The sequence below is a fragment of the Vibrio sp. 10N.261.52.C11 genome (assembly GCF_041471405.1).
Taxonomy (GTDB): Bacteria; Pseudomonadota; Gammaproteobacteria; order Enterobacterales; family Vibrionaceae; genus Vibrio; species Vibrio crassostreae_C.
In genome coordinates this window covers 54,272-79,442 of sequence record NZ_JBFROI010000047.1, presented here as the reverse complement: position 1 = coordinate 79,442, position 25,171 = coordinate 54,272, and the positions used below count along the sequence as shown (strand labels likewise).

24 protein-coding genes and 1 riboswitch are annotated in these 25,171 nt (G+C 44.4%); of the genes, 10 read left to right on the top strand and 14 right to left on the bottom strand.

Annotated elements, in window-relative coordinates; genetic code table 11:
- Positions 1-173: 173 nt before the first annotated feature.
- On the bottom strand, positions 174-1,184 hold the full coding sequence (locus AB4323_RS18015) for a putative 2-aminoethylphosphonate ABC transporter substrate-binding protein (protein ID WP_032545661.1): 1,011 nt from the start codon (positions 1,182-1,184) through the stop codon (positions 174-176).
- A gap of 350 nt (positions 1,185-1,534) precedes the next feature.
- Here AB4323_RS18015 and phnW point away from each other — a divergent pair, with 350 nt between their 5' ends.
- The 4 genes from phnW to AB4323_RS17995 all read left to right on the top strand — a co-directional run bounded on the left by phnW (position 1,535) and on the right by AB4323_RS17995 (position 6,481).
- The gene (gene phnW / locus AB4323_RS18010) at positions 1,535-2,638 is read left to right on the top strand and encodes a 2-aminoethylphosphonate--pyruvate transaminase (RefSeq protein WP_102332028.1); all 1,104 of its coding nucleotides are present in this window, start codon (positions 1,535-1,537) and stop codon (positions 2,636-2,638) included.
- On the top strand, positions 2,638-4,059 hold the full coding sequence (locus tag AB4323_RS18005) for an aspartate aminotransferase family protein (protein ID WP_372153009.1): 1,422 nt from the start codon (positions 2,638-2,640) through the stop codon (positions 4,057-4,059). The genes phnW and AB4323_RS18005 overlap by 1 nt, the downstream gene beginning before the upstream one ends.
- A gap of 92 nt (positions 4,060-4,151) precedes the next feature.
- Positions 4,152-4,970 carry a phosphonoacetaldehyde hydrolase gene (gene phnX, locus AB4323_RS18000; protein WP_102332026.1) on the top strand — a complete coding sequence of 273 codons (819 nt, stop codon included), beginning with the start codon at positions 4,152-4,154 and terminating at the stop codon, positions 4,968-4,970.
- A 440-nt stretch (positions 4,971-5,410) separates the two neighbouring features.
- Positions 5,411-6,481 (top strand): OmpA family protein, encoded by a 1,071-nt coding sequence (locus AB4323_RS17995; RefSeq protein ID WP_017064823.1) that lies wholly within the window; start codon positions 5,411-5,413, stop codon positions 6,479-6,481.
- A 166-nt stretch (positions 6,482-6,647) separates the two neighbouring features.
- On the opposite strand, the gene AB4323_RS17990 is transcribed toward AB4323_RS17995, so the two are convergent.
- A complete protein-coding gene (locus tag AB4323_RS17990; protein WP_017064824.1) occupies positions 6,648-7,046 on the bottom strand; it encodes an OsmC family protein in 399 nt (132 codons plus the stop codon).
- 200 nt (positions 7,047-7,246) lie between these two features.
- Here AB4323_RS17990 and msrB point away from each other — a divergent pair, with 200 nt between their 5' ends.
- Entirely contained in the window at positions 7,247-8,389 is a 1,143-nt protein-coding gene (msrB, locus tag AB4323_RS17985; RefSeq protein ID WP_102332024.1) for a peptide-methionine (R)-S-oxide reductase MsrB, read from the top strand.
- A gap of 98 nt (positions 8,390-8,487) precedes the next feature.
- Here the strand turns inward: msrB and AB4323_RS17980 are convergent, their stop codons facing one another.
- On the bottom strand, positions 8,488-9,855 hold the full coding sequence (locus AB4323_RS17980) for a TrkH family potassium uptake protein (protein WP_017065604.1): 1,368 nt from the start codon (positions 9,853-9,855) through the stop codon (positions 8,488-8,490).
- A 19-nt stretch (positions 9,856-9,874) separates the two neighbouring features.
- The gene (locus tag AB4323_RS17975) at positions 9,875-10,531 is read right to left on the bottom strand and encodes a TrkA family potassium uptake protein (RefSeq protein ID WP_019820412.1); all 657 of its coding nucleotides are present in this window, start codon (positions 10,529-10,531) and stop codon (positions 9,875-9,877) included.
- A gap of 186 nt (positions 10,532-10,717) precedes the next feature.
- Here AB4323_RS17975 and AB4323_RS17970 point away from each other — a divergent pair, with 186 nt between their 5' ends.
- The 3 genes from AB4323_RS17970 to AB4323_RS17960 all read left to right on the top strand — a co-directional run bounded on the left by AB4323_RS17970 (position 10,718) and on the right by AB4323_RS17960 (position 14,949).
- The gene (locus AB4323_RS17970; RefSeq protein ID WP_065585022.1) at positions 10,718-11,887 is read left to right on the top strand and encodes a mechanosensitive ion channel family protein; all 1,170 of its coding nucleotides are present in this window, start codon (positions 10,718-10,720) and stop codon (positions 11,885-11,887) included.
- Between the two features lie 86 nt (positions 11,888-11,973).
- Positions 11,974-13,509, top strand: a complete 1,536-nt coding sequence (locus tag AB4323_RS17965) for a mannose-1-phosphate guanylyltransferase/mannose-6-phosphate isomerase (protein ID WP_017061744.1) — start codon at positions 11,974-11,976, stop codon at positions 13,507-13,509.
- 15 nt (positions 13,510-13,524) lie between these two features.
- Positions 13,525-14,949, top strand: a complete 1,425-nt coding sequence (locus AB4323_RS17960) for a phosphomannomutase CpsG (protein WP_102332022.1) — start codon at positions 13,525-13,527, stop codon at positions 14,947-14,949.
- A gap of 110 nt (positions 14,950-15,059) precedes the next feature.
- Here AB4323_RS17960 and aroG read toward each other — a convergent pair whose 3' ends face one another.
- From aroG to AB4323_RS17940, 4 genes are all read right to left on the bottom strand, one after another.
- Positions 15,060-16,112 carry a 3-deoxy-7-phosphoheptulonate synthase AroG gene (gene aroG / locus AB4323_RS17955; RefSeq protein WP_017061746.1) on the bottom strand — a complete coding sequence of 351 codons (1,053 nt, stop codon included), beginning with the start codon at positions 16,110-16,112 and terminating at the stop codon, positions 15,060-15,062.
- Between the two features lie 313 nt (positions 16,113-16,425).
- Positions 16,426-16,641 (bottom strand): DUF3820 family protein, encoded by a 216-nt coding sequence (locus tag AB4323_RS17950; RefSeq protein WP_004730103.1) that lies wholly within the window; start codon positions 16,639-16,641, stop codon positions 16,426-16,428.
- A 13-nt stretch (positions 16,642-16,654) separates the two neighbouring features.
- Positions 16,655-17,326, bottom strand: a complete 672-nt coding sequence (locus AB4323_RS17945; protein WP_017068633.1) for a DUF3313 domain-containing protein — start codon at positions 17,324-17,326, stop codon at positions 16,655-16,657.
- Between the two features lie 100 nt (positions 17,327-17,426).
- Positions 17,427-17,780 carry a hypothetical protein gene (locus AB4323_RS17940; protein ID WP_017068634.1) on the bottom strand — a complete coding sequence of 118 codons (354 nt, stop codon included), beginning with the start codon at positions 17,778-17,780 and terminating at the stop codon, positions 17,427-17,429.
- A 323-nt stretch (positions 17,781-18,103) separates the two neighbouring features.
- Positions 18,104-18,193, top strand: a riboswitch (cyclic di-GMP riboswitch).
- Between the two features lie 72 nt (positions 18,194-18,265).
- Here AB4323_RS17940 and gbpA point away from each other — a divergent pair.
- Positions 18,266-19,732, top strand: coding sequence for an N-acetylglucosamine-binding protein GbpA (gene gbpA, locus AB4323_RS17935; protein WP_229648182.1), 1,467 nt, complete (start codon positions 18,266-18,268; stop codon positions 19,730-19,732).
- Positions 19,733-19,843: 111 nt separating this feature from the next.
- Here gbpA and cyoE read toward each other — a convergent pair whose 3' ends face one another.
- Genes cyoE through AB4323_RS17915 form a run of 4 tightly spaced genes read right to left on the bottom strand, consistent with a single transcriptional unit; the run spans position 19,844 to position 23,358 of the window.
- Complete coding sequence (gene cyoE, locus AB4323_RS17930) at positions 19,844-20,818, bottom strand: heme o synthase (RefSeq protein ID WP_372114148.1); 975 nt, start codon at positions 20,816-20,818, stop codon at positions 19,844-19,846.
- Positions 20,808-21,863, bottom strand: a complete 1,056-nt coding sequence (locus AB4323_RS17925) for a heme A synthase (RefSeq protein WP_372153008.1) — start codon at positions 21,861-21,863, stop codon at positions 20,808-20,810. The genes cyoE and AB4323_RS17925 overlap by 11 nt, the downstream gene beginning before the upstream one ends.
- Positions 21,864-21,923: 60 nt before the next feature.
- Positions 21,924-22,532, bottom strand: a complete 609-nt coding sequence (locus tag AB4323_RS17920; RefSeq protein WP_017061753.1) for a hypothetical protein — start codon at positions 22,530-22,532, stop codon at positions 21,924-21,926.
- Positions 22,525-23,358 (bottom strand): SURF1 family protein, encoded by an 834-nt coding sequence (locus AB4323_RS17915; RefSeq protein ID WP_372153007.1) that lies wholly within the window; start codon positions 23,356-23,358, stop codon positions 22,525-22,527. Before AB4323_RS17915 ends, AB4323_RS17920 begins: the two co-directional genes overlap by 8 nt.
- A gap of 1 nt (position 23,359) precedes the next feature.
- On the opposite strand from AB4323_RS17915, the gene AB4323_RS17910 reads away from it, so the two are divergent.
- Positions 23,360-23,590: a DUF2909 family protein gene (locus AB4323_RS17910; protein ID WP_017064837.1), complete on the top strand. Its 231-nt coding sequence runs from the start codon at positions 23,360-23,362 to the stop codon at positions 23,588-23,590.
- 19 nt (positions 23,591-23,609) lie between these two features.
- On the opposite strand, the gene AB4323_RS17905 is transcribed toward AB4323_RS17910, so the two are convergent.
- On the bottom strand, positions 23,610-24,494 hold the full coding sequence (locus AB4323_RS17905; RefSeq protein WP_372153005.1) for a cytochrome c oxidase subunit 3: 885 nt from the start codon (positions 24,492-24,494) through the stop codon (positions 23,610-23,612).
- Between the two features lie 38 nt (positions 24,495-24,532).
- The gene (locus AB4323_RS17900; protein WP_017064839.1) at positions 24,533-25,162 is read right to left on the bottom strand and encodes a cytochrome c oxidase assembly protein; all 630 of its coding nucleotides are present in this window, start codon (positions 25,160-25,162) and stop codon (positions 24,533-24,535) included.
- Between the last annotated feature and the right edge of the window lie 9 nt (positions 25,163-25,171).

Here is a 25,171-nt window from a genome sequence, read left to right as displayed (position 1 = left end):
CTTTAACTGATCGGCATTAAGACCGAAGCCTTCCTTTACTGATCTCTAACTTCTAATGAGCTGCATATCTAATGGACTACGTGTCTAATAAGCCATATATCTAATAAACCATGTGTCTAATAAGCTCGGTAGATAATTAACCAAGGAGCTCATGAACTAAAAAGCTCAGCAGATTAAGATTTTGGCTCTGATTTAGCGTCAAACTTCTCAGACCATGTTTTAAGAACGTCTGCACGTTCACTGCCCATGCGAGCGAAGTCCATTTTTGCCATGTTCTTTTCTACATTAGGGAAGTTCTCTGCTTTGCCTGTCACATCTTGGTGACCAACAACTGGGTACATTTCGATGTAAAGCTCATTTGCCGCTTTAGAAATAGACCAATCGATAACACGTTGTGCTGCATCAGAAGGCTTAACAAGGCCTACCGCTTCAGATTCCCAGCCGATGCCTTCAGGTGTAATCACTGAAAGTGGAGCGCCTTGAGTTTTCAGCTTAGCGCCACGGCTCGCCATAGAAATACCGATAGCGACTTCACCCATGCCCGCTTGAACACATGGCTTAGAACCTGAGTGCGTGTAGTGAGCAATATTTTGGTCTAGCTTCTGCATGTAGTTCCAACCTTGGTCTTCACCCATGTTTTGTAACCAAGCCGAAACCTGCATGTAGCCCGTACCAGAAGATGCTGGGTTTGGCATAGCAATGTGGCCTTTATAGATAGGCTTGGTTAGGTCATCCCAAGATTTAGGTGCAGGTAAGTTAAGTTGCTTAGCCACCACTTCGTTGAAACAAACTGCATTGAAGAATGCATCATTACCGTACCAAGCTTGAGTAGACTGTGGGTCGTTAAGGTTAGCGCGTAATGCTTCTACACCTTGAGGCATATAAGGTTTCAGGATGCCCTCTTCTTTAAGCAGTGCCATTGAAGAACCAGCAAGTCCCCAAACTACCTCTGCACGCGGGTTGTTTTTTTCGGCCAATAATTTTGCCGTCATGATCCCAGTTGAATCACGTACCCACTTGATGTTGATGTCTGGGTTTTCACTTTCAAATGCGTTTTTGTACTTCGCTAAAATGTCAGTTTCAAAAGCGGTGTAAACCGTCACTTCCTGTGCTGCATAAGCATTACCAGCCAATAGAGTAACTAAAGCTGCAAGTGATCCTTTCATAAAACGGTTTTTCATCATTTTCTCCAGTCAGGCCCGATGCCAAGGTTAGGAATTGCCAAGGTTAAAGTTGTTAAGGCTAGAAGCTCCATCTAGAGGCTTCTATATCCATAAATTCATTTAGGTTGTTAACACACACCTTTGCATTGGTATGTACCAGATTTCGAGTATTAAGCTAACTGGCTTTTATGACGATTAAATGAACAAAAAATGGCAATTTAAAGATCGGAAAATTTCTCAACACAAGTGACAAATTTGAATATGAAGCTTTTGTGAAAATAACGTTTGGGCTATTTACGACCGTTTAAATTGGTTGTTAAAGTAATTGCAAATACTGGTATAGTCCAAAATACAAATCACGAGAATTGAACATGAGAAACGAATACTTACTGCTGACACCGGGCCCTTTATCTACTTCTGAAACCGTTCGCCAAGCGATGTTAAAAGATTGGTGTACTTGGGATGATGAATACAACAAAGACGTTGTTGAAGTGATTCGTAGCAAGCTAGTGACTTTAGCGACTAAGCAAGCGGGATATACAAGCGTATTAATGCAAGGTAGCGGCACCGCTTCGGTAGAAGCAACAATCGGTAGCGTTATCTCTAACAACGGTAAGCTTCTTGTTGTTGATAACGGTGCGTACGGCGCTCGTATTGCTCAAATCGCAGAATACTTAAACATTCCATGCCATGTCGTTTCCCCAGGTGAAACATCACAGCCTGACTTGAACGAAATGGAAACGGCATTGGCCATGGATTCAGACATTACTCACGTTGCGATTGTGCACTGTGAAACCACGACAGGCATGCTGAATCCAATTGAAGACATTGCCAAATTGGCAAAACAGCACAACAAAACCGTCATTCTCGATGCAATGTCGAGCTTTGGTGGCATCCCTATGGATATCGCTGACTTAGGTATCGATTACATGATCAGCTCTGCAAACAAGTGCGTCCAAGGTGTACCGGGCTTCGGCTTTGTTATTGCTAAGCAATCGGAACTGGCAAAGTGCAAAGGCCAAGCTCGTTCATTAAGCCTTGATCTGTTTGACCAATGGCACTGCATGGAAAGCAACCTCGGTAAATGGCGTTTTACCTCTCCGACGCATACAGTGCGTGCTTTCTATCAAGCTCTACTTGAATTGGAACAGGAAGGTGGTATCGAAGCTCGTCATAATCGCTACCAAACAAACCAAACCACACTGGTTGCAGGTATGCGCTCTCTTGGTTTTGAACCTCTGTTAAATGATGAACTTCATTCACCGATTATCACCTCTTTCTATTCTCCAACTCATAGCGATTACCAATTCAAGGAATTCTATGACCGTTTGAAAGAACAAGGTTTTGTGATTTACCCGGGCAAGGTTTCAAACGCCGACTGCTTCCGAATCGGTAACATCGGTGAAGTGTATCCGTCAGACATTGAAGCTCTAATTGACGCAATTAAGAATGCTATGTACTGGGACATCAAATAATGACGATGGCCAATCAAGATTCTGTTCTAAAGGCGACACACTTTCGAAGCGAAGGCGATGTGAACACCACGCCAGCGCGTGAGAAATGGAACGAGTCGCTAAACGATGATGCGACTCAAGCGATGTTAAAACGTGACTCTGACGTATTTCTTCATCAAGCGATGTCAACGCCTTGTCTAGACACACTTGAAGCAGCTGAAGGCATCTACATTCAAGATGCGACGGGCAAGAAGTACATGGACTTTCACGGTAACAATGTTCATCAATTGGGTTATGGCCATCCACATATCATTAATAAAGTGACTCAACAAATGGCTTCATTGCCGTTTTCACCACGTCGCTTTACCAATGAAACAGCCGTTCAATGCGCTGAAAAGCTGACACAGATCTGCGGTGGTGAGTTGAACCGCGTGTTGTTTGCACCGGGTGGTACTTCGGTTATCGGCATGGCACTCAAACTGGCTCGACATGTCACCAACAACTTCAAGGTCGTTTCACTGTGGGACTCATTCCATGGCGCGTCACTGGACGCAATTTCAGTGGGTGGTGAAGCTTGTTTCCGCGAAGGCATGGGCCCGTTAATGGCTGGCGTAGAACGCATTCCACCAGCCGTCTCTTATCGTGGCGCTTTCCCGTTTAACGAGAATAACGCAGTCAATGCAAACGAAACTGCATGCGACGTTCACTATGCCGACTATTTAGAGTATGTGATTGAAAAAGAAGGTGGCATTGGAGCCTTCATTGCCGAAGCAGTGCGTAACACAGACGTTCAGGTTCCAAGCAAAGCTTACTGGAAGCGCATCCGTGAGATCTGCGATAAGCATAACGTCATGTTGATCATCGACGACATTCCAAACGGTATGGGTCGTAGTGGCGAATGGTTCACTCACCAGGCCTTTGATATCGAACCTGACATTCTTTGTATCGGTAAAGGTTTTGGCGGGGGCTTGGTTCCAATTGCAGCCATGGTCACTAAAGACAAATACAACACGGCAGCGCAAGTATCACTTGGTCACTACACCCACGAGAAAAGTCCTATTGGCTGCGCAGCGGCACTGGCTACGATGGAAGTGATTGAGCAAGAAAATCTACTTGAAAAAGTACAAGCGGACAGCGCATTCGTGCGTGAACAACTGCTTCAAATGAAAGAGAAATACCCAGTCATTGGTGACGTTCGCGGCATCGGTCTGCTTTGGGGAGTGGAATTGGTCACTGACCATATCACCAAAAACCGAGCGTTCGATGAAGCAGAAGCAGTACTTTACCAATGTCTGAACGATGGCCTGAGCTTTAAGGTTTCACAAGGTAACGTGATTCAATTGAGCCCACCATTGATCATCAGCCGTAGCGAGCTAGAAGTCGCTCTGTCTGTATTCGAAAAAGCGATAGCCAAAGTCTGCAAAGATTTTGAATACCTTTAATTCTCGAAATCAACATTTAAACCAATAACCTTAAACAACCATTTGTTTCCCAGAACTTTGAACTGGGAGTGACACAAAAATAGGACACTATTATGAACACGACATCACCTATCCAAGCGGTTATCTTTGACTGGGCCGGCACTATCGTTGATTTTGGGTCGTTTGCTCCAACTAGCATCTTCGTTGAAGCATTCAAACAAGGTTTCGACTTTGACATCGACTTAGCTGAAGCGCGTGAACCTATGGGGATCGGCAAATGGGACCACATCCAAGCAGTGGGTCGAATTCCAGCTGTTGACGCTCGTTGGAAGGCTCAGTTCGGACGCTCCATGACAAGTGAAGACGTTGACGCGATCTACGCGGCATTCATGCCTCTTCAAAAAGCGAAAGTAGCCGATCACGCAGCACCTATTTTGAATGCGATAGAAGTGGTCAATAACCTAAAAGAGAAGAACGTGAAGATCGGGTCTTGTTCAGGTTACCCACGTGAAGTGATGGATGTTTTAATTCCTGCTGCTGCAGATTACGGTTACCGACCAGATAACGTGGTAGCGACCGATGACTTACCTCAAGGTGGTCGCCCTGCTCCATTTATGGCACTGAAAAACGTAATCGATCTAGGTGTAACTAGCGTTGCTGCGTGTGTAAAAGTAGACGACGCAGCACCGGGGATCGATGAGGGTCACAACGCAGGCATGTGGACAGTTGGACTTGTATTATCGGGGAACGAAGCAGGCTTAACGTATCAAGAATATTTAGATGCAGACGAGACAACACTTACAGCTGCACGTGAAAAAGCAAGCGTTAGGCTAAACGAATCAAACCCGCACTACTTGATCGATACCATTGCAGACCTACCAGGCGTCATTGCAGATATTGAACAGCGTTTACTGGCAGGAGAGCGCCCATAAGCAAAAGCGAGATGTTCACGTGACGTAAAGTACGTGAAAAACATCTCTAATCGCTTTAATTCAAATCCCTATCCAATCATGTACTCATTCGAGTTATACATATTGGGTGGGGATTTTTGTTTTATAAGCATGATAAAGCGCAAGTTTTTTACTTATTACCCGTAGCGCCACTGGTAAATAGACGAGGCTAGGCTATAGCTTAAACATAAACATTCCAACAAATGATAAAATCAACAATAAAGGCATCTTAAATATATAATATTTAACAATTTCATTGACTCCAATACGCAATCAGATTAACAATATAAGTACTGAGAAAGAAACAGGTTCACCTGAACCAACACCTTGATTTACTTATTATAAGCAGTGTCGTAACCCAATAAGTGATCGTTTTACTGGTAAGTTCAGATAAAAATAAGAGTTAATCCAAGGAAAAAATTATGAAAAAACTGTCAAAAATCATGTGTGCTGTTGTAGCCGCTTCAGGCCTAGCAGCAGCGCCTTCTATTGCTGCAACGACTTACGTGGGTGCAAAAGTGGGCGTGGGCTGGCTAGACAGCGCATGCGTAAGCGGTGAAAAGTGTGATGATGATGCAATTGGTGCAGGCATCTACTCTGGCTACAATTTTAATGACAAGTTTGGTATTGAGCTAAGCTCAGACTTCCTTGGCGACTACAAGACAAGCTTTTCAAAGAACGGCACAACAGCTGCGTTCAGCGATCCACTGATCGCAATCTCGCTAACTCCAATGTACCGCCTAGCAGTACAACAAGAGTTTGACGTATTCTTTAAAGCAGGTCCTGCTTACATTTCACACGGTGGCGAGGATGACGTCGTTCTTTCTGCTGGTATCGGTGTAGAGAAGCAACTATCTTCTGATTGGGCATTACGTGTTGAATACCAATACTTTGATGATTTCGACGACAACTACGTTCAAGACCTGAACTCGAACCTACTATCAGTTGGTGTTAGCTACAACTTCGGTACTGGCAACACAACAGCATCAGCGGCGGCTGCAACAGCTTCTGCAGTAGCAGTGACTCAAGCGCCATCTGAGCCAATCACAGAACCAGCAGTTGTTGTTGAAGAGAAGACAACCGTGGTTGTTACTAAAGCGCAAACTGAGAGCTTCTCTCAAGGTATGTTTGAGACAAACAGTACTGAACTGTCTACAGATGGTAAAATTGCATTAATGCCATTAGTTGAAGTACTTAAAGCTCACCCTCAATCATCAGTTGATGTTGTTGGTCACACCGACTCAACAGGTGCAGCTGAGTATAATCTAATGATCTCTAAGAAACGTGCTGCTGCTGTAGCCGCATACATCGAAGAGCAAGGCATTGAAGCAGACCGTATTACAGCGTCAGGTGAAGGCGAAGAGAATCCAATTGCATCAAACGCTACAGCTGAAGGTCGTGCTCAAAACCGTCGTGTTGACGCAACGATCCCTGGTTTTGAATACCAAGAAGAAGTCAAAGTTGAAGAAGTTATCGTAGAAGCTGCTGAATAATAGCACTCTACCTTAGTTAAAATAATAAGGGCGGAGCACTTTAAAGTGCTCCGCCCTTTTCTTTGTCTGGCTATGCCTAAAAACCGTAAGCGATAAGCCGTAAGCCGTAAGCCGTAAGCCGTAAGCCGTAAAGATTAGCCTACCGCCAAGCTGTACAATCAGAAGACTAGACGATTTCCCAACTATGAGTCATCTCTACGCCAGCACCCAACATTAGACATACAGAACAGTACTTTTCTAATGAATCCGCACACACCTTAGCGACCTGCTCAGGATCAAGGTTGTCACCAGACACTTCAAAGTGAATATTAATCACAGTAAAGATTTTCGGCGCTGTTTCACGACGTTTGGTTTCAAGCTTTGCATTGCAACCAGTGATGCTTTGACCCGCAGATTTCAAACCGTCCACTACATCAACAGAGCTACAGCCACCAGCAGCCATTAACACCATTTCCATCGGGCTTGGCGCAGTAGCACCGCCGCTTCCATCCATAACAATAGAATGGCCTGATTGAGATTGACCGAGGAATTTAAAGCCTTCGACCCATTTAACTTCTGCTTGCATGTTGTTCCTTAGATGTACGAAAACGTCATCATTATTTGGTATTTTATATCAATGCCTACACCCTACTACTGGCGGCATTTATGAGCAAGATTTTCTATTTGAGATATTTTTTTCATGAATAGTGTAATTTTTTCCATCTAAAACCTGTCTCTATTCGTACATTCAAAATCGAATGAGAAAAACGTCAAGATGAGGTATCTATGAATAAATTATCTAAAATATTGGTATCACTCGTGGTTACACTACCACTGATTTCGCTGTTTGTAAGCCAGACTGGCACTGCCAATACAATGGATAAAACGGCTAGTTCAGGTAAAACTGAAATCGCGACACTGGCTGGTGGTTGTTTTTGGTGTACAGAATCCGATCTAGAAAAACTGACAGGCGTGACCGACGTTATCTCTGGATACTCTGGTGGTGAACTGGAAAACCCAACCTACAAACAGGTCTCTTCGGGTAAGTCAGGTCACATCGAAGTGATCAACGTGACCTATAACCCTGATGTGGTTAGCTACGAACAGGTTCTTGACCAATTCTTCCGACACATCGACCCAACCGATGACAAAGGTTCTTTTGTAGACCGAGGCCGTCATTATCGACCGGCTATTTTCTATCATAACCAAGCACAAAAAGATGTTGCTCAGAACTTCATGATGGAGATCGACAAAGCTAATATCTTTGGTGCACCACTAAAAACAGAACTGATAAAATTTGAGAAGTTCTGGCCAGCAGAAGATTACCACCAAGATTATTACAAGAAGAGTAAGGTTCGTTATAACTACTACCGCTATGCTTCTGGCCGCGATCAGTACCTAGATAAGATCTTCGGTGATGATAGAAAGGACAACCCTAAAACACTACGTCAGATCATCGACAGTAAGAATGCGACAGCGAATGCTAAAACATACGTAAAACCGTCTGATGCAGAGATCAAAGCGAAGCTTACAGCACTTCAATACGATGTAACGCAAGAAGACGCTACTGAGCGCCCATTTGACAACAAATACTGGGATAACAAGCAAGAAGGTATTTACGTTGATATCGTAACTGGGGAGCCATTGTTCTCTTCAAAAGACAAATACAAGTCAGGCACAGGCTGGCCGAGCTTTACACAGCCAATCAGCGAGGCTTATGTCGTCACAACTACTGACTACAAACTGCTTTACCCAAGAACAGAGGTTCGCAGTAAGTTTGGTGATTCTCACTTGGGACATGTATTTAAAGATGGTCCAAAACCAACAGGCTTACGTTACTGCATGAACTCAGCCGCAATGCGCTTTATCCCAGCGGATAAATTAGCAGAAGAAGGCTATGAGGAATACGTTGAGATGTTTGAGGGCTAAGCATTCAGCATTTAACGAACAGCCTATAACAACAAAGCCAGCATATCGCTGGCTTTGTTTTTATTTACAGAGCTTTATTTATCAGCCCGTGAACCTAATTAACCAGTCAACACCGTGTCTTCTGGATATTTCAACAAGGAAGGTTCTGGGCGAGCTAGCATATAAGCCAAGGTCAGGGGGCCGATACGTCCAATCACCATAACAACAATCATGATGTATTTACCTGGCTCAGTCAGGTTCGCGGTTAAGCCAGCGGTTAAGCCAACCGTTGCAAAGGCTGAAATCACCTCAAACATGACTCGATCAAACGCTGCCTTTTCAGTAAGCATTAACAAAAACATCGCGGTGGTTAATAACGCCCCACTTACCACAATAATGGCCAATGACTTTGTTACCGCTTGCCAAGTCACAGTGCGCTTAAACATCACCACGTGCTTTTTCTGACGGAGGAAGGTCCACGTTGCGACAAAGGCTACTGCAAAGGTCGAAACCTTAATACCACCACCTGTTGAGGTAGAACCTGCACCAATCAACATCAGTACAATCATTACCAGCAACGCAGGCTGTGTGTACTGAGACAAATCCACACTATTAAAGCCAGCAGTACGAGCACTTGCCGACTGAAAAAATGCGGCTAGCCACTGTCCTTGAGTCGATAACCCTTCCATGGTTGCTGAGTTATTTCTTTCTAGCAGCCAGAACAATACCGTACCTACCAACAATAGAGTCGGAGTGGCGGTTAGCATAATCTTGGTGTGTAAATGAAGATGTCGAAAACCTTTACGCCAGTTACTCGATAGGTCGCCGACGACTGTGAAGCCTAGCCCACCGAAAATAAACAAGCCAGCTAAGGTGAAGATCACCAGCGGATCATCAACAAAACTCATCATACTGTCTGAAAACAGTGCAAAACCTGCGTTATTGAATGCAGATATCGCATGAAATAGAGCATAAAAACTGCCCGTTGACCATCCCATCTCAGGTACCCAGCGGAAGCAGAGCAATACAAAACCGATAAATTCAGCCACTAATGCAAAGATGATGATCTTCTTAACCAATTTACGAAGGTTAATCTTACGATCTTGGCCAAGCGCTTCTTTCGCGAGTGCTTGTTGTTTAAGGCTTAACCTAACACCGAACATGTAAAGCAGTACCGCAGATAGAGTCATCTGCCCTAACCCGCCGACTTGCATCAAGAACATCAGTAAGATTTTACCCGCCAAGGTGAAATGCTCACCGGTATCGACAACACCTAATCCTGTCACACTGATCGCCGAGGTTGCTGTAAACAGTGCATCCGTAAAACTTAGGCCTGTCACAGAGAATACAGGCATCGTCAACAATATTGCAGAGGGGATAAGTACGCCTAAGAAGCTCGTAAGGATAATCTTAGGTTCAGAGCCTTTACGTGGCTTTTTATCACTCTTAAGCGTGTAGAAAGTACCTTTTCGTTTTAACGAATTCATACTGTTACCTTATTGCCAATTACCAATTGCGTAGCTTTCTAGATAAGGTCTCTTTCGGCCCAGCGATGATCACCACATCCCCAATTTCTAAACTCACATCCAATTCTGGTGCTTTAGTGAGGTTCGGCCCTCGCTTGAAGCCAAGTACCTCAACACCATTTTCTTTACACAGCTTAAGATCGCCAAGTTTCTTACCCAACAGTTTAGAACCAATAACAATCTCCGTCATCGCTAAGCCACTGCCAAGGTCGATAAATTCGAGAACGCGTCTATCCAACATTTTACGCGCAACACGAATGCCCATATCTCGTTCAGGCATGATGATATGGTCAGCACCAATCTTAGAGAGAATCTTGCCGTGAAACTTATCGTTCGCCTTAACCCAGACTGCTTTTGCTCCAGATTCTTTCACCACCAAAGTCGTTAGAATGCTTGAGTTAACGTCAGAGCCTATCGACACCATCACCATATCGTAATCATCGAGTCTTAACTCTTTCACCGTCTCTTCGCTCGTGCAGTTCGCAACAATCGCTTGTGAAACAAAAGCCGCTGCTTCTTTCACTCGCTCTTCATCAATATCGACGGCCAGTACCTGTGCCCCTGAACTTTGTAGCTCTTTGCAAACAGACAGACCAAATCGCCCTAAACCGATAACTGCATATTGTTTGTCGCTCATTTGAAATCCTGTTTAGAAATTTTAATTACACGGGATAGCCAAACCTACATTAGTTTCTATCTCAAAAAAAGTTAGTTCTGCAAGAATAAGGTTATACTATTGTCATAATCGCTTGATTTATAAAGGTAGAGAACAACTCGAGTTTCTGCTAATTTCCAATTCATAATTTCTGCGGCAGCACACACAATGAATGAATTCATAACCCAAGTACAAACCTACATCAACCAGAGCCATAGTGATTGGGCAAACAGCGTCCTATGCATCACTATTGCGAGTTTTCTCGCTTGGGTAGCTTGGCGAATTATCCATAATCGCTTGGAAGTTCTGGTACAGAGAACCCACTTTCACTGGGATGACCTACTACTAGAGGCACTGAAAACCCCTGTCAGTACGTTACTTTGGTGTTGGCCAGCGACCGTATCTATCGGGTTGATTCTTCAAGATCAGTTTGGCAATGAAATCAACTGGTTAAAAACTCTCAAGCACATATTGATCATATGTACCTTCGTTTGGTTCACCTTACGAATGATCACCAATGCTGAAGCATACGTCTTAGAGCAAAAAAACAGGGATGAGACAACTGTACAGGCGATTGCAAAAGTAGCTCGTCTGTTCTTTATGGTCATGGGCGGCCTGACAATCATGCAAGCGTTTGGACTCAGCCTATCAGGCTTACTCACCTTTGGTGGTGTTGGTGGCTTGATCGTCGGTTTAGCGGCTAAGGACTTACTGTCGAATTTCTTCGGTGGCATGATGATTTACTTCGACCGCCCTTTTAAAGTCGGTGATTGGATACGTTCTCCCGATCGTCAAATCGAAGGCACTGTCGAACGCATTGGTTGGCGCATGACGATCATCCGCACTTTTGATAAGCGTCCTTTGTACGTGCCAAATTCGGTGTTCAGTAGTATTGTGGTAGAGAATCCATCGAGAATGTTGAATCGTAGAATCAATGAAACCTTTGGTCTTCGTTATCAAGATGCAGACAAATTGGCGCTCATTGTTGATGATGTAAGAACCATGCTCGAGACCCACCCAGATATTGATGCCAAACAGACGTTGATCGTTAACTTTGACAAATTTGGGCCATCAACGCTCAACTTCTTTATCTATACCTTCACAAAAACAGTCAACTGGATCAGGTACCACAAAGTGAAGCAAGACGTTCTGTTACAGGTTCTGGCGATTATTCATAAACACAATGCAGACATCGCGTTCCCAACACAGACACTCAAGATTGACCCTCAAGACTTTTCTAATGTTCAAGATCATAACAGCGTTCAAAGCCTAGGTGATAATCAGAATATTAGCGATCCCAAAGACATGTTGAACTCCCCTACGGAAGGTCATCGATAGTCATATCCTTCTTGGTTATCGATAAGTAATAAGCGTGAAGCGTGGTAATATGATGGCAGTATTCTAATGCACCTAATTACCACGCTATGATTTTACCTGTCATTCTAGCCGGCGGCTCCGGAAGTCGTCTCTGGCCACTGTCTCGCGAGCTTTACCCTAAGCAATTTCTCAATATTGCCGGCGACCAGTCAATGCTTCAGCACACACTTCAACGCCTGCAAGGCCTTGAAGAGCACTTGATGGATAGTAAATGCGATGCCCCATTCATTATCTGTAATGAAGAGCATCGCTTTATTGCCGCTGAACAAGCTCGATCAGCTAACATTCAACATAGTGGTATTCTGCTAGAGCCAGTCGGTAGAAATACAGCCCCAGCCATTGCGCTTGCCGCCCTAAAGGCTTTAAGTAAACCACCGCTTAATGAACAAAGCGCATCCGACCCTATCTTGTTAGTGCTGGCTGCTGATCATCACATCGCGAAAACCTCTGAATTCCAACAAGCGATTAGTCGTGGTGTTGATTATGCAAAACAAGGCAAGCTGGTGACATTCGGTATAACACCTAGCTCCCCAGAGACTGGCTATGGCTATATCAAGCAGGGAGAGCCTCTTTCCTCCAGTGCTCAAACTGATACTAATGGAACAGAGCAGCCAATCAATCACGCCTTCGCCATAGAATGCTTTGTAGAAAAGCCAGACACAGCAACAGCAGAAGAGTACATCCGCTCAGGACAATACTTATGGAACAGTGGCATGTTCATGTTTAAGGCATCACGCTATGTTGAAGAACTCGCCGAACACCACCCTGAGATAGTAGCGGCTTGTAAACTCGCTCTTGCAACGCAAAATACCGACCTCGACTTTATCCGTATAGACGCTGAAGCATTCAAAAGCAGTCCAAGTGATTCAATCGATTACGCCGTGATGGAAAAGACCTCGCACGCCGCGGTGATCCCGATGGATGTCGGCTGGAACGATATTGGCTCATGGTCCGCGATCTGGGATGTAAGCGAAAAAGATCAGCACAATAACGTCATTGAAGGTGATGTGTTAACCGTCGACTCTCAACACAACTACATCCATGCTGAAAATAAGCTGGTTGCGACGGTAGGTGTCGACAACCTGATTATTGTCGAAACCAAAGACGCTATATTGGTTGCAAATAAAGACAAGGTTCAGGGTGTTAAATCGATTGTCAGTCAACTAAATCAAGCGGGTCGCACAGAACATGTGCATCATCGTGAGGTGTTTAGACCTTGGGGTAAATACGATGTTATCGACCTAGGCAAGCGCGACAAAGTTAAACGTATCACCGTTAAACCCGGTCACAAGTTGTCGTTACAAATGCACCACCATAGAGCGGAACATTGGGTAGTCGTGGCGGGTACTGCGAAAGTGACCAACAATGAGAAAACCTATCTGGTTGAAGAAGATCAATCCACTTACATCCCTTTAGGTCATATTCACAGCCTAGAGAACCCAGGGGATCTCCCACTCGAGATGATTGAAGTACAAACAGGCAGTCATTTAAGTGAAGGCGACATCATTCGATATCAAGACAGTTATAGGCGAGACGTGCGCAAGCAACAAGTCCACTCATCAAAGCACAACCAAACGAAATAAAGCAGCGACAAATCGATGAAACCAACATTAGACCTAAACTGCTTTAAGAACAACGATATCCGCGGCGTCATTGGTAAACAAATCAATGAGCCACTCGCCTACCTGCTCGGTAAGGCATTTGGCGAATACGTCCTATCCGCTAAGCCTGAAACCTCACTCGATGGTTTGGCGCAGGTAGTGATTGGTCGTGATAACCGCAAAACCTCCCTGTCATTACAAGAAGCCATGACCAAAGGCTTAATCGAGTCAGGGATTACCGTCATTGATCTAGGTATGACTGGCACTGAAGAGGTCTACTTTGCGACTCGTTACCTAAAAGCGATTGGCGGAATACAAATCACAGCCAGCCACAACCCAATCAATTACAACGGCATGAAAATGGTCGGTGTAGACGCTAGCCCTATCAGTAAAAACAGTGGTTTAGATGAAATCAAACGACGCATTGAAGAACTTAATCAAGAGCTGAACTGCAATTTACCGTTCGTTCATGCACAACCAAGTAACTCTAGTAGATCGAACAGTATTCTTGCTCCGTACGTCGAGCACCTACTCTCGTACATAACCCCATCAAAGCTGTCACCGATGAAGATTGTGGTTAATGCTGGGAACGGTGTTGCAGGACATATCATTGATGCTTTAGATAATAAATTTAACGAACTCGGTGTCCCTATCACCTTCATCAAAGTTCATCATAACCCTGATGGAAACTTCCCAAATGGTATTCCAAACCCTTTGATTAGAGAGAACCAAGCAGCCACTCGAGATGCCGTTTTAGAGCATTCTGCCAACCTTGGAATTGCTTGGGATGGAGACTTCGACCGATGCTTTTTCTTTGATGAGCAAGGCAATTACATCGAGGGTTATTACATTGTAGGGTTGCTTGCTGAAGCATTCTTGGTCAAACAGCCTAACACGACTGTATTGCACGATATGCGCATGACCTGGAACACAATTGAAATCGCAAAAACGCATGGTGGAAAAGCGATTGGAATTAAAGCAGGACACGCACTGATCAAAGAGAAGATGCGTGAAACGAATGCCGTCTATGGGGGCGAAATGAGCGCACACCATTATTTTCGTGATTTTGGATATTGCGATTCAGGCATGATTCCTTGGCTATTGGTTATCGAGCTGATGTCGAAAACTCAACAATCTCTTCACCAATTAACGAGTACTAGTATAGATAGATTCCCCTCTTCCGGGGAGATCAATCGAAGAGTCTCAGACCCAGAGCAGGTCATGGCTTGCGTGTTATCGCACTACCAAGATCATGCCGTTGAGATCGATCACACAGACGGAATCAGCATGAATATGGGCTCATGGCGCTTCAACTTAAGAAAGTCCAATACCGAGCCATTAATACGCCTTAACGTTGAAACCAAACAAGATAAAGCTTTACTGTCACTTAAAGTCGACGAGTTACTGTCTTTTCTCATTTAAGAATACAGACACTTCCAGTTTTCAACTAAGATCCACAAAAAAGCCCTTATTAACTGTTGCTAACTAAGGGCTTTGAATTTTCAGTAGCTTAATCGCTGACTGTAATTAGTCTATTTGTTACGACGAGCTTCAACAGCGTCTGCCAGCTGGCGAAGTACTGTTTCAGTGTCTTCCCAACCAATACACGCATCAGTAACAGATTGGCCGTACGTTGCAGCTTTGCCCTCAACCAGGTCTTGGCGACCTTCAACAAGATGAGATTCAATCATCACACCAAAGATAGCTTTGTCGCCACCAGAAATTTGTGCGCTTACGTCATCAGATACGTTCATTTGACGCTTAAACTGCTTAGAGCTGTTTGCGTGGCTGAAATCGATCATCACTTTTTGTGGAAGACCAGAAGCTGCTAGCTCTTCTTTAATCTTACCAACGTGTTCTGCGCTGTAATTTGGCTCTTTGCCACCACGTAGGATGATATGACAATCAGGGTTACCTGCTGTTTCAACGATAGCTGAGTGACCGTACTTAGTTACTGATAAGAAGTGGTGAGAAGCGCTAGCAGAGCGAATAGCATCTGTTGCAATCTTGATGTTGCCATCAGTACCATTCTTAAATCCAACTGGGCAAGATAGGCCAGAAGCCAGTTCGCGGTGAACTTGAGATTCTGTAGTACGTGCGCCGATTGCACCCCAGCTGATTAGGTCAGCAACGTATTGAGGCGTGATCATGTCTAGGAATTCGCTTGCCGTTGGCATGCCCATGTCAGTTAGGTCCAGCAGTAGCTTACGTCCTAGACGAAGGCCATCATTTAGCTTGAACGTATCGTTCATGTACGGGTCATTTATTAGACCTTTCCAACCAACAGTTGTACGTGGTTTTTCAAAGTAAACACGCATTACGATTTCAAGGTTATCACCAAGTTCGTCGCGCAACACTTTCAAACGTTTACCGTACTCAAGAGCAGCTTCTGTGTCATGAATAGAACATGGGCCGACAATAACAAGCAAGCGATCATCGCTCTCTTCTAAAATATTGTGGATCGCTTTGCGGCTTTCAAAGGTTGTAGAAGAAGCAACTTCTGTCGCTGGAAACTTTTCTAAAACAGCAACAGGGGGTAATAACTCTTTTACTTTGTTAATTCTTACATCATCAGTCTGGAACATTGCTTACTTCTTCCTTTTTTCTATCCTTGAGCTGAATGTACGTTGTCTCACGTCACTTTCTATCAGCACTAATCTTCTTGTTCCCTGTAACTTAACTAGTAAAAACTCTAGTTTCAATCACTAATTAAAAATAAACGCAATTTTTTTTGTGTTTTATATTTAAAACACCCTGTATACAATTATTTACACACTATCGATTGCGTATTTTATAGCAAGGTAAGAAGAGCCATTCTTCAAGCTACATCATGCATGTAAAATTGTGTCGAACTCAAAAACAAAAAAGCTCACGTGATCAGCGTGAGCTTTTATTTAATTACATTCTTTTCAATGGCTTGACGACACTATCAAGCCCTTCAATTTTCAGAGCAAGGCACAGTTTCAATAAATCGCCGAGTTCACCAGACGGGAATCCCTTTTTATCAAACCACAGCAAATATTCTTCAGGTAAGTCAATCAGTGTACGACCCGCGTACTTTCCAAATGGCATCTGCATTCGAGCCAACTTAATCAGGTTCTCTTTCTCTAGCATTATTCGGTCTTTACTATGCGTCATCTATGTTGTGTAGAGTATCACCTAAACGTTCAACCCAATAGTTGATCGCGTCTTTGGCATCATCCAGCGAATCAATCATGGTTGAAAAATCTTTGTTACCCGCTTCACGGTCGATGGCTGCAAACAGTGGTGTGCCCTCTTGAGCATCACTGACCAATAACTCTACACTCGCACTCCCAACATTGGTGTGCTCACCAGTCGTGACCTTAGATATGGTTGACATCGCAAGGCCAAACGGCAGAACGCTGCTCGTTACAGCTAAGAGCGGATTGGGCGTTTCAACGTTACTCAGAGCGATACTCAAGCGGAGCGTTTTTCCTGTCGGTTCATCGACAATCGTTTTATGAGGCGATATTTTATCTTCCAAGCGCGCAACCATGTGCTCAGTGAGTTCCTGAATCTCTTCCTGATCCAACGAACCTTCTTCTGCTAAAACAAAAATTTGGTCGATCACTACAGAATCGTAGTCATCTAACTTGGATTTCAAACGCTGCGCGTCACGTAGCCCAACCCTTGCCCAAACCAAGTCGACGCCTCCGTCAGGCCCAGCCTGAAAATCTTCGTAGCTGGTAAATTTAGTAGCGGTTCTAATTGGGCCGCCTGCACAACCAAGCAAGAAAATGCTGGTTGCAACAAGCAAAAGGACTTTTAAAGGGTTCATAACGCACTTAGTCAAAATTAAGGAATCTAATTAAGTATGACATACCCTATGTGAAAAGGTTGTAGAAAAAGGGGGTTAAAAATCAGAGCTAACTCTAAAATTAATCATGTTGAACAGTGTGTGCGTACTCTACAATTACCTGATTTCCTTCAATATAAGCATTTTGGATCTCACCATCAACACTCATTCTACTTTTCAGGTAGACCACTTTAGGCCCCGATTCATTGACCTCTTTTAGCGAGGGGAATACATTCCTTGGTTCCAAATGAAGTAAACGACAAAAATGACTAATGAAAGACATGGTTAATGGCGTCTCCCCTCTTAGCACTCTTGAGAAATCAAGCTGGTTCATGCCTAGCTTTTTTGAAAACTCCATCTGCGTAATTCGCATTCTCGATTTTTGTGACATCCACGTTTGATACAACGCGTCTCTGTCTAGTTCTGTGAATTCCATACTGGCTCCTTTATATAATTCATACCAATCAATTGTCCGGTTTTTCATACATGGCGTGTCAGGGTTCGGTTAGTGGAAACCAAAGGTTTGGTTTTGATATGTGCACAATTGTTGTACAGAGCGAAGCGAAACAACCCAAAGTCATTCACTAAAACGATTAGATCAAATGCTTTCTTTATTTATATCAATAATTTATACGTTAACGAACTAAACATATAGCAAGTTAATTTGTATCAAGAATTAAAAGTTCGAGATTGGCATTCCACATTTCAATCGATTGATTCGCATTTATAAAACTGGTTGGCTACATTTCGATTGCTCAAACGCACTTCTGGCAAACTATTTGAAAGAATAGGACGCAAAGCCACCGGTCTGTCGACAAATATTCTGTCTATGATAGCGGGGCCGCCACTTAATAGAATTTAAGTGTAAATGCATGCCGGGGTGTTCTCTTTTTTGTCGGCCAAATACAGTAAGGACAAATAATGAAACAACTCCAAAAAAAATCACTCATCGCGCTATCGCTTCTTAGCGTAAGCGGTGCAAGCTTCGGTCACGGTTATGTCTCGGCATACAACAATGGCGTAGCTGAGAGCCGTGTTGCCCTATGTAAGTTCCCTGCGAGTGATACGCAAGAGAAAAACACCAACTGTGGTGGTATCCAATACGAACCACAAAGTGTAGAAGGCCCTGAAGGCTTCCCAGAAGTTGGCCCTGCTGATGGGAAAATCGCCAGTGCGCAATCTTCTTTAGCAGCAGCACTAGACGAACAAAAGGCAGACCGCTGGGTTAAACGCCCTATCAAGTCTGGTTCTCAATACTTCGAGTGGACATTCACAGCTAACCACAAGACTCGCGATTGGAAATATTACATTACTCAACCCGACTGGAATCCAAACCAGCCGTTGGCTCGCAGCTCTTTTGACTTAACGCCATTCTGTGTTGTTGAAGGCAATATGGAACAGCCACCGATGCAAGTCAGTCACTTGTGTAATGTGCCAGAGCGTGAAGGTTATCAAGTGATCCTTGCGGTATGGGATGTAGGTGACACTGCAGCGGCTTTCTACAACGTTATCGACGTGAAATTTGATGGTGACGGCCCTATCATTCCTGATTGGGATCAAGGTGGTCAAATCAACCCGACACAAGACCTGAATGTTGGTGACGCTGTTTATACGCGTGTATTCGACCAGTCTGGTGAGAACGCTTCATACAGCACTGAGCTTGTGATTGAAACTTCTGAACAAGGCAAAGCCAATAACTGGTCTTACGCGCTTGCTTCTAAGATCAACCAAGAGCAGACGCAAATCAAAGCAGGTCAATTGAATGACCAAGGCGATTTCGCACCCGTTTACGGCACGAATCCTGTTTATCTAAAAGCAGGCTCTGGCTTTAACAGTGTCGAAATCGGCTACAAGATTGATACTCCAGAACCCGAGCATGATCTTGAAGTCTCGGGCTTAGAATCAGAGTACATTATCGATGAGAGCCAACCTACTCAGCTTGATCTTACGTTAGCGGCAACAGGCGATATCCAAGCTGAGCTTACCGTGTACAACCATCACCGTGAAGCACTTGCATCTCAGAAATCGGATCTAACAGACGGACAAGTTGAAGATGTTCAACTGACTCTTTCTAAGTCTGAAGCTGGCCACCACATGCTTGTGGTTGTGACGAAAGATGACCAAGGTAACTTAGTGGATCAGAACACGCTTGATTTCCACCTAATGGACGAGCAAACACCGCCACCAGCAGGCGACTACGACTTCGTGTTCCCAGAAAGCATTGAGTCTTACACAGCAGGAACAAAGGTTCTAAGCAGCGATGGTGGCGTTTATCAGTGTAAAGAGTTCCCATACTCTGGCTACTGTGTTCAATGGGCTCCAACAGCAACTCAGTACGAACCAGGTGTCGGTTCACACTGGCAAAGTGCTTGGAACAAAGTGGACTAAGTACTCGCTAGATACTTACTTTGTATTGGGTGAGTTTTAGTCATCAACCAAACAAAAACGGATGCCCAAAGCATCCGTTTTCTTATTCTGTAACAGCTGAAGCATCAGTTATCAAAGTAGATAGTGGTCCGCCAACAGAGCGACAAACAAGATCATGAGATGATAGATGGAGAACTTAAAGGTCTTCATCGCCATATTAGGTTCATCACGATATTTAAGTACCCAAGCGTGATAAATAAAACCGCCGTTGAGAACCAAAGAAGCGCTCAAATATATCCAGCTGCTCATGCCAACCAATACAGGCAATATACACACGATGCTAAGCAAAAAGGTATACAGAAGAATAGACGTCTTGGTGTATTCGATTCCGTGAGTCACAGGCAACATGGGGATGTTCACTTTGGCATACTCATCACGACGATGAATTGCCAACGCCCAGAAATGAGGAGGCGTCCAAATAAAGATGATCATCACCAACAACCAAGCATTTGAATGCAGCTCGTTGGTGACTGCCGTCCAGCCCAATAACGGTGGCATTGCGCCAGCTATCCCTGCAATTACGATGTTCTGTGGCGTCGCTCGCTTCAAGTACATGGTATAGATGACCGCATAGCCCAATAAACTTGCAAAGGTTAGCCAAGCCGTGAGTTGATTGACCCACACCACTAACGTAGCGAACCCAAATAAGCCGATACCTGCTGCAAAGCTAAACACACGCACACTACTCAGCTCACCGGATGGTAAAGGGCGTCGATTTGTTCGAGTCATCTGGCCGTCGATCTTTTTATCGATCAAATGGTTAAACGCAGCCGCTGAACCTGCCATTAACCCTATCCCAATCATTCCGAACAGAGTTTGTTGCAAAGGCAATCCATTCGGCACGGCCAAACACATCCCAACCAATGCTGTCAGCAACATCAAAGCCACCACTTTAGGCTTAGTCAGCGTTAAATAAACTTTCCAAGTGGCTTTGTTTTTTTCAGCCTTTTCGTTACTTAAAGTTATGTCATTATTGGCTGTTATCTTATGAGTTAAGGCTGCGTCTTGAGCCACCACTTCATACTGTGTTGACGTTCTACTGACCATGATTACCTCCTTGTAATACACTGTTCTTCACCAAGCTCTCACTCGGTTTGCGTTGCCACACCACAAAATTGGTTACAACCATGCTGATGAGCAACATTGCTGCGACTAGGTTATGCAAAACCGCAACTGAGATTGGCAGGAGAAACCATACATTACTGATCCCAAGGCTGATTTGAGTAAACAACACTATTGCGACAATCATGCTCAGCTTTTGGTGAGGCACTTGGCCAAACTTCCATAACTGGTACACGACCATCAGCACCGTTAATGTCGCCACAATAGCCCCGAACCTGTGCATGACATGTATGGTAAGCCTCGCGGGATACTCCAACACACCAAACTCATAGTTATCGTGTCCGTGTTGAGCAAAATCGAACGCATTTTTGAAATCGAGGTAGCTCATCCAGTTACCTTCACAAATAGGCAATTGGGTACACACCAAAGCGGCATAGTTTGACGATGTCCAACCACCAAGCAGTATCTGCCCAACCACAATGAGTAACCCAAACAACGCCCAAAATTTAAGTGTTGGAGAATAAGAAGCCTCGCCAAAACGGCTTTGGAATTGAGACAAACGGCAGTAGAGCAGACACAACAGTGACAGCAACGTGAAACCCCCCATCAAATGCGCCATAACCACAACGGGCATCAACTTAAGAGTCACCGTCCACATTCCAAGCAAAGCCTGAAAAATCACAGTGGCAGAGATAAGTAATGGAAGACCAACTGGTGTGATGTTCTTTTTAATACACCAAGCTACAACGACAAAGATAAGCAACCCTAATGTTCCTGCAAAGTAGCGATGGATCATCTCTATCCACGCTTTGTCTGCTTCAAGAGCTCGCTCTGGAAATTGCAGATTGGCTTGACTCACCGCTTGGGCATCAGACGGAACGGTGATCTTACCGTAACAACCCGGCCAGTCAGGACAGCCAAGGCCAGCATCAGACAGGCGTGTATAAGCTCCGAGAACAATCACGGTAAGGGTTAACAAGATAGTTAATCTCATCACAAGCATCAGTAAATCAGGGGCTTTATTCTGCATCACTTATCTCCCTATACTTATTCCCTTTCGCTGCTTAAGCTCAAGCATTTTCGCCATCAACTACCCAACTCGTGACAGCTTAAGTAGCTTTCTTAAATCATGAATCATACCTTTGGATTGCCCGACTAACTGCGACGGTTCCGACACGCTTTTGTACTCCATAACCAACTGTCCTAGCGGGTCAATAATGACAATGGAAGCCGGCGAAAACTCGGTGCTTAACTGATCACCACCAGCTAACAAAGATAAATCAGGCTTGTTGAGCGAACCCGACAACGAGTTACCTTCTGAGACGAAAACAACGGCGGTCACTCGCTCTTTGTTTTTCCCTAACGCTAAGTAGCTTTGATTCAAATAATGAAGCTGTTGTTCACACAAGCTTTCGCACTCCATCGGTGCGATATACCCCACAACCCAACCCTCTCCTGCCATGGGTACCGTTACGCCAAAATCCGCTAGTGTAATTCTTGGTTCTACCAATTCGCCTGAGTTAGTGACACCTGACGTATACCAATTCTGATCCAACACAGTTTTGGCGATAATGGCTGGCAAAGCGAAAATTAAAACGAGTCCGATTAATACCAAGCGTCCTTTAGTACGACGGCTTCTGAGCTCAGCCATGTTTGCCTCGGTAATTTCCCTGTTCACTTGTGCTTGAGATTTATCCATCCTTATTCCTCGTGATAGGTGTTGCTTTTAGGTACCGATAGCTAATCAACAACATCAAAAACAAAAGTACCGCAGCCATAACAAACCATTGAAATGAGTAACCAAAATGCTTCTCAGACCTCATCGCCGTTGGACGCCATAACATTTCATAGGGCCATGAATCTAAACTCTGAGGTTGGAAGACAAAGGGCAGCACTTCTTGTCCTGTATACTGTGATAAAGCTGCTATGTTTAGGTTTTGGATTCTATTCGGTGTCGTATTTTCTAAACCCAACTCATGACTTAAAGGATTAATTGAGCGTGTATACAAGCGCCCTGACATTTTGGTTGGTACAGTGATACTTCCTAATTGCGGTAGTTCTCTTCTGTCATTACTTGCCGGAACAAACCCAAGATCGATCAACAACTGTTTTTCAGCCACTAAGGACTGGTTTCCATCTTCAAAGCGAACCTCACCCAACATGTAAATCACATACCCTACCGTTCCTTGGCTTATCTGGTTGTCTAACAAGACCACCAAACCACTTGGTGTTTCCAATTCAACATCAACCTTCAAACCATTTAAAAACTGCTGTTCAGGTGTACCTTGGGCTTGTGTACGCGAGCCCTTCCATTCAGAGATAACCGTGTCCAATGACCTAAACGATTGCTGCGCTCTTTCTGATAGTTGCTGTTCATAACGTAATTTCTCGTTACCACGATCGAGTTGCCATAAACCTAACTTGATTAAAGCGCCGACTGAAACCACAGTTAAAACAACCGCTATCCAAAAACCTTTACTGCGGAACTTGTGTTCATCATCAATCAATCGGTTTGGAGTTATCACTATGGCGTCATCTACCTTTGTTCTGTTATTTAAAGTCGTATTGGTCGCTTTGCTGTTTTTTATCGCTTTCAATTTGATGAAAGGTCTAATCCAAATCGCCTCAGGCAAACACAATGGAAAAAGGCTCAGTCACTTCTTGGGGCGTCGTGTCATGTGGTCAGCCGTTGTCGTGCTACTTTTATTACTTGCTTTGGGATCAGGAGTGATAACTCCTAACCCTCGCCCCTATTAATCCCCGATAGGCTCAGCAGTTAAAGCACATAGACAAATACAAACAGGCCTAACCAAACCACATCAACAAAGTGCCAATACCAACTGCCCGCTTGGAACGCAAAGTGGTCTTTCGGAGTGAAGTGGTCTTTCGCAACCCTTGCCAGCAACACAATCAAAAAGATCGTCCCTAAACAGACATGTAAGCCATGAAACCCAGTAAGCAAAAAGAAGGTATTACCGTAGATGCCAGACTGAAGTGTCAGCCCCATCTCTTGATAAGCGTGAAGATACTCTTCAACTTGGAAGAACAGGAAGAAGCCAGCCAGAACAATGGTTATCTCCAACCACACGATCAAAGCCATACGCTTATTTTGTTCAAGACTGATATGTGCCATGTGCAGCGTCACAGAGGAAAGCAGCAGAATAATGGTGTTCTTAAGCGGGATACCTTGCCAAGGCATGGCTTGTGTCGTTACGCCATCAGGGGTCGTCGTTAGTGGCCAAATTGATTGGAACATCGGCCACAATACTTCATGGGTCATTTCATTATTGCCCGCACCACCAATCCAAGGCACAGAAATCATTCGAGCATAGAAAAGCGCGCCAAAGAAAGCGCCAAAGAACATGATTTCGGAAAAGATGAACCAACTCATTCCTTGTCTAAAAGAACGAGAAATCTGCTCAGAATAGAGACCACTCAATGATTCTGTGATCACATTGCTAAACCAACCTGCTAGCATGTAAAGCAGCACAGCAAACCCGACTAACAACACCGCTTTGCCAAACACACCACCTGCGGCGTCGGTACCCATGTTTTGCACCGTCAAGCCAGCGCCAACCGCAACCAAAAACAGTGCTACAGCACCCACCAATGGCCAGTGACTTTGATATGGAACGAAATACACTTCCTTTTTAGAACTCATCGCTCAACTCCTTATGTTGATACTGGTTCTGTAAATTCCTAGTTACTTGCGAGTACGTTAGGCTCAGATTTATTGGCCGCAGCACCCACCTCATTCGTGATATTGAATAATGTGTAAGAGAGCGTCAGCGTATGTATCGATTCTGGAATATCTGGCTCAATGTAAAATATCAAACCCATTTCTGCGCTCTTGTGCCCGTCCAATGGCTGCTGATTAAAGCAAAAGCATTCCATCTTATTGAAGTAGGTTGCCCCCATACCTGGAGAAACCGACGGTACGGCTTGGCCAACCAATGAGGCTCCAGAAAGGTTTTTGGCAATGTAGTTAGTTTGAACCACCTCACCAGGATGAACCTCTAACACTCGAACTTCAGGCGAAAACTGCCATGGCATATCTGGCTTGATGTGGGACATGAATTCGACTCGAACCGTACGAGAGTAGTCTGGCTGCATTCCCTGAGGTTGCACCGCTGAAACAGTATTAGTTTTGCCATTGATGCCTAAGGCCTCACACATGACATCGTAGAGCGGCACCAAAGCGAAACCGAAGCAAAACATCGCAACCACGCTCAACACCAAGTAGCCCGTCAGCTTTTTGGTCGATCGCTTATTAGACAGGCGCTTAGGTTGTTTTTTATCTTGATTGGGATCGCTTTGCTTATCACTCATGGTTCTGCC

Coding starts and splice junctions, on each gene's coding strand:
- AB4323_RS17965 (WP_017061744.1), top strand. CDS start 11,974: ATGATTTTACCTGTCATTCTAGCCGGCGGCTCCGGAAGTCGTCTCTGG.
- AB4323_RS17975 (WP_019820412.1), bottom strand. CDS start 10,531: ATGAGCGACAAACAATATGCAGTTATCGGTTTAGGGCGATTTGGTCTG.
- AB4323_RS18005 (WP_372153009.1), top strand. CDS start 2,638: ATGACGATGGCCAATCAAGATTCTGTTCTAAAGGCGACACACTTTCGA.
- AB4323_RS17950 (WP_004730103.1), bottom strand. CDS start 16,641: ATGCTAGAGAAAGAGAACCTGATTAAGTTGGCTCGAATGCAGATGCCA.
- AB4323_RS17990 (WP_017064824.1), bottom strand. CDS start 7,046: ATGCAAGCAGAAGTTAAATGGGTCGAAGGCTTTAAATTCCTCGGTCAA.
- AB4323_RS17945 (WP_017068633.1), bottom strand. CDS start 17,326: ATGAACCCTTTAAAAGTCCTTTTGCTTGTTGCAACCAGCATTTTCTTG.
- AB4323_RS18015 (WP_032545661.1), bottom strand. CDS start 1,184: ATGATGAAAAACCGTTTTATGAAAGGATCACTTGCAGCTTTAGTTACT.
- cyoE (WP_372114148.1), bottom strand. CDS start 20,818: ATGGTCAGTAGAACGTCAACACAGTATGAAGTGGTGGCTCAAGACGCA.
- AB4323_RS17910 (WP_017064837.1), top strand. CDS start 23,360: ATGGCGTCATCTACCTTTGTTCTGTTATTTAAAGTCGTATTGGTCGCT.
- AB4323_RS17925 (WP_372153008.1), bottom strand. CDS start 21,863: ATGCAGAATAAAGCCCCTGATTTACTGATGCTTGTGATGAGATTAACT.
- AB4323_RS17995 (WP_017064823.1), top strand. CDS start 5,411: ATGAAAAAACTGTCAAAAATCATGTGTGCTGTTGTAGCCGCTTCAGGC.
- AB4323_RS17905 (WP_372153005.1), bottom strand. CDS start 24,494: ATGAGTTCTAAAAAGGAAGTGTATTTCGTTCCATATCAAAGTCACTGG.
- msrB (WP_102332024.1), top strand. CDS start 7,247: ATGAATAAATTATCTAAAATATTGGTATCACTCGTGGTTACACTACCA.
- gbpA (WP_229648182.1), top strand. CDS start 18,266: ATGAAACAACTCCAAAAAAAATCACTCATCGCGCTATCGCTTCTTAGC.
- AB4323_RS17940 (WP_017068634.1), bottom strand. CDS start 17,780: ATGGAATTCACAGAACTAGACAGAGACGCGTTGTATCAAACGTGGATG.
- phnX (WP_102332026.1), top strand. CDS start 4,152: ATGAACACGACATCACCTATCCAAGCGGTTATCTTTGACTGGGCCGGC.
- AB4323_RS17960 (WP_102332022.1), top strand. CDS start 13,525: ATGAAACCAACATTAGACCTAAACTGCTTTAAGAACAACGATATCCGC.
- AB4323_RS17970 (WP_065585022.1), top strand. CDS start 10,718: ATGAATGAATTCATAACCCAAGTACAAACCTACATCAACCAGAGCCAT.
- phnW (WP_102332028.1), top strand. CDS start 1,535: ATGAGAAACGAATACTTACTGCTGACACCGGGCCCTTTATCTACTTCT.
- aroG (WP_017061746.1), bottom strand. CDS start 16,112: ATGTTCCAGACTGATGATGTAAGAATTAACAAAGTAAAAGAGTTATTA.
- AB4323_RS17980 (WP_017065604.1), bottom strand. CDS start 9,855: ATGAATTCGTTAAAACGAAAAGGTACTTTCTACACGCTTAAGAGTGAT.
- AB4323_RS17900 (WP_017064839.1), bottom strand. CDS start 25,162: ATGAGTGATAAGCAAAGCGATCCCAATCAAGATAAAAAACAACCTAAG.
- AB4323_RS17920 (WP_017061753.1), bottom strand. CDS start 22,532: ATGGATAAATCTCAAGCACAAGTGAACAGGGAAATTACCGAGGCAAAC.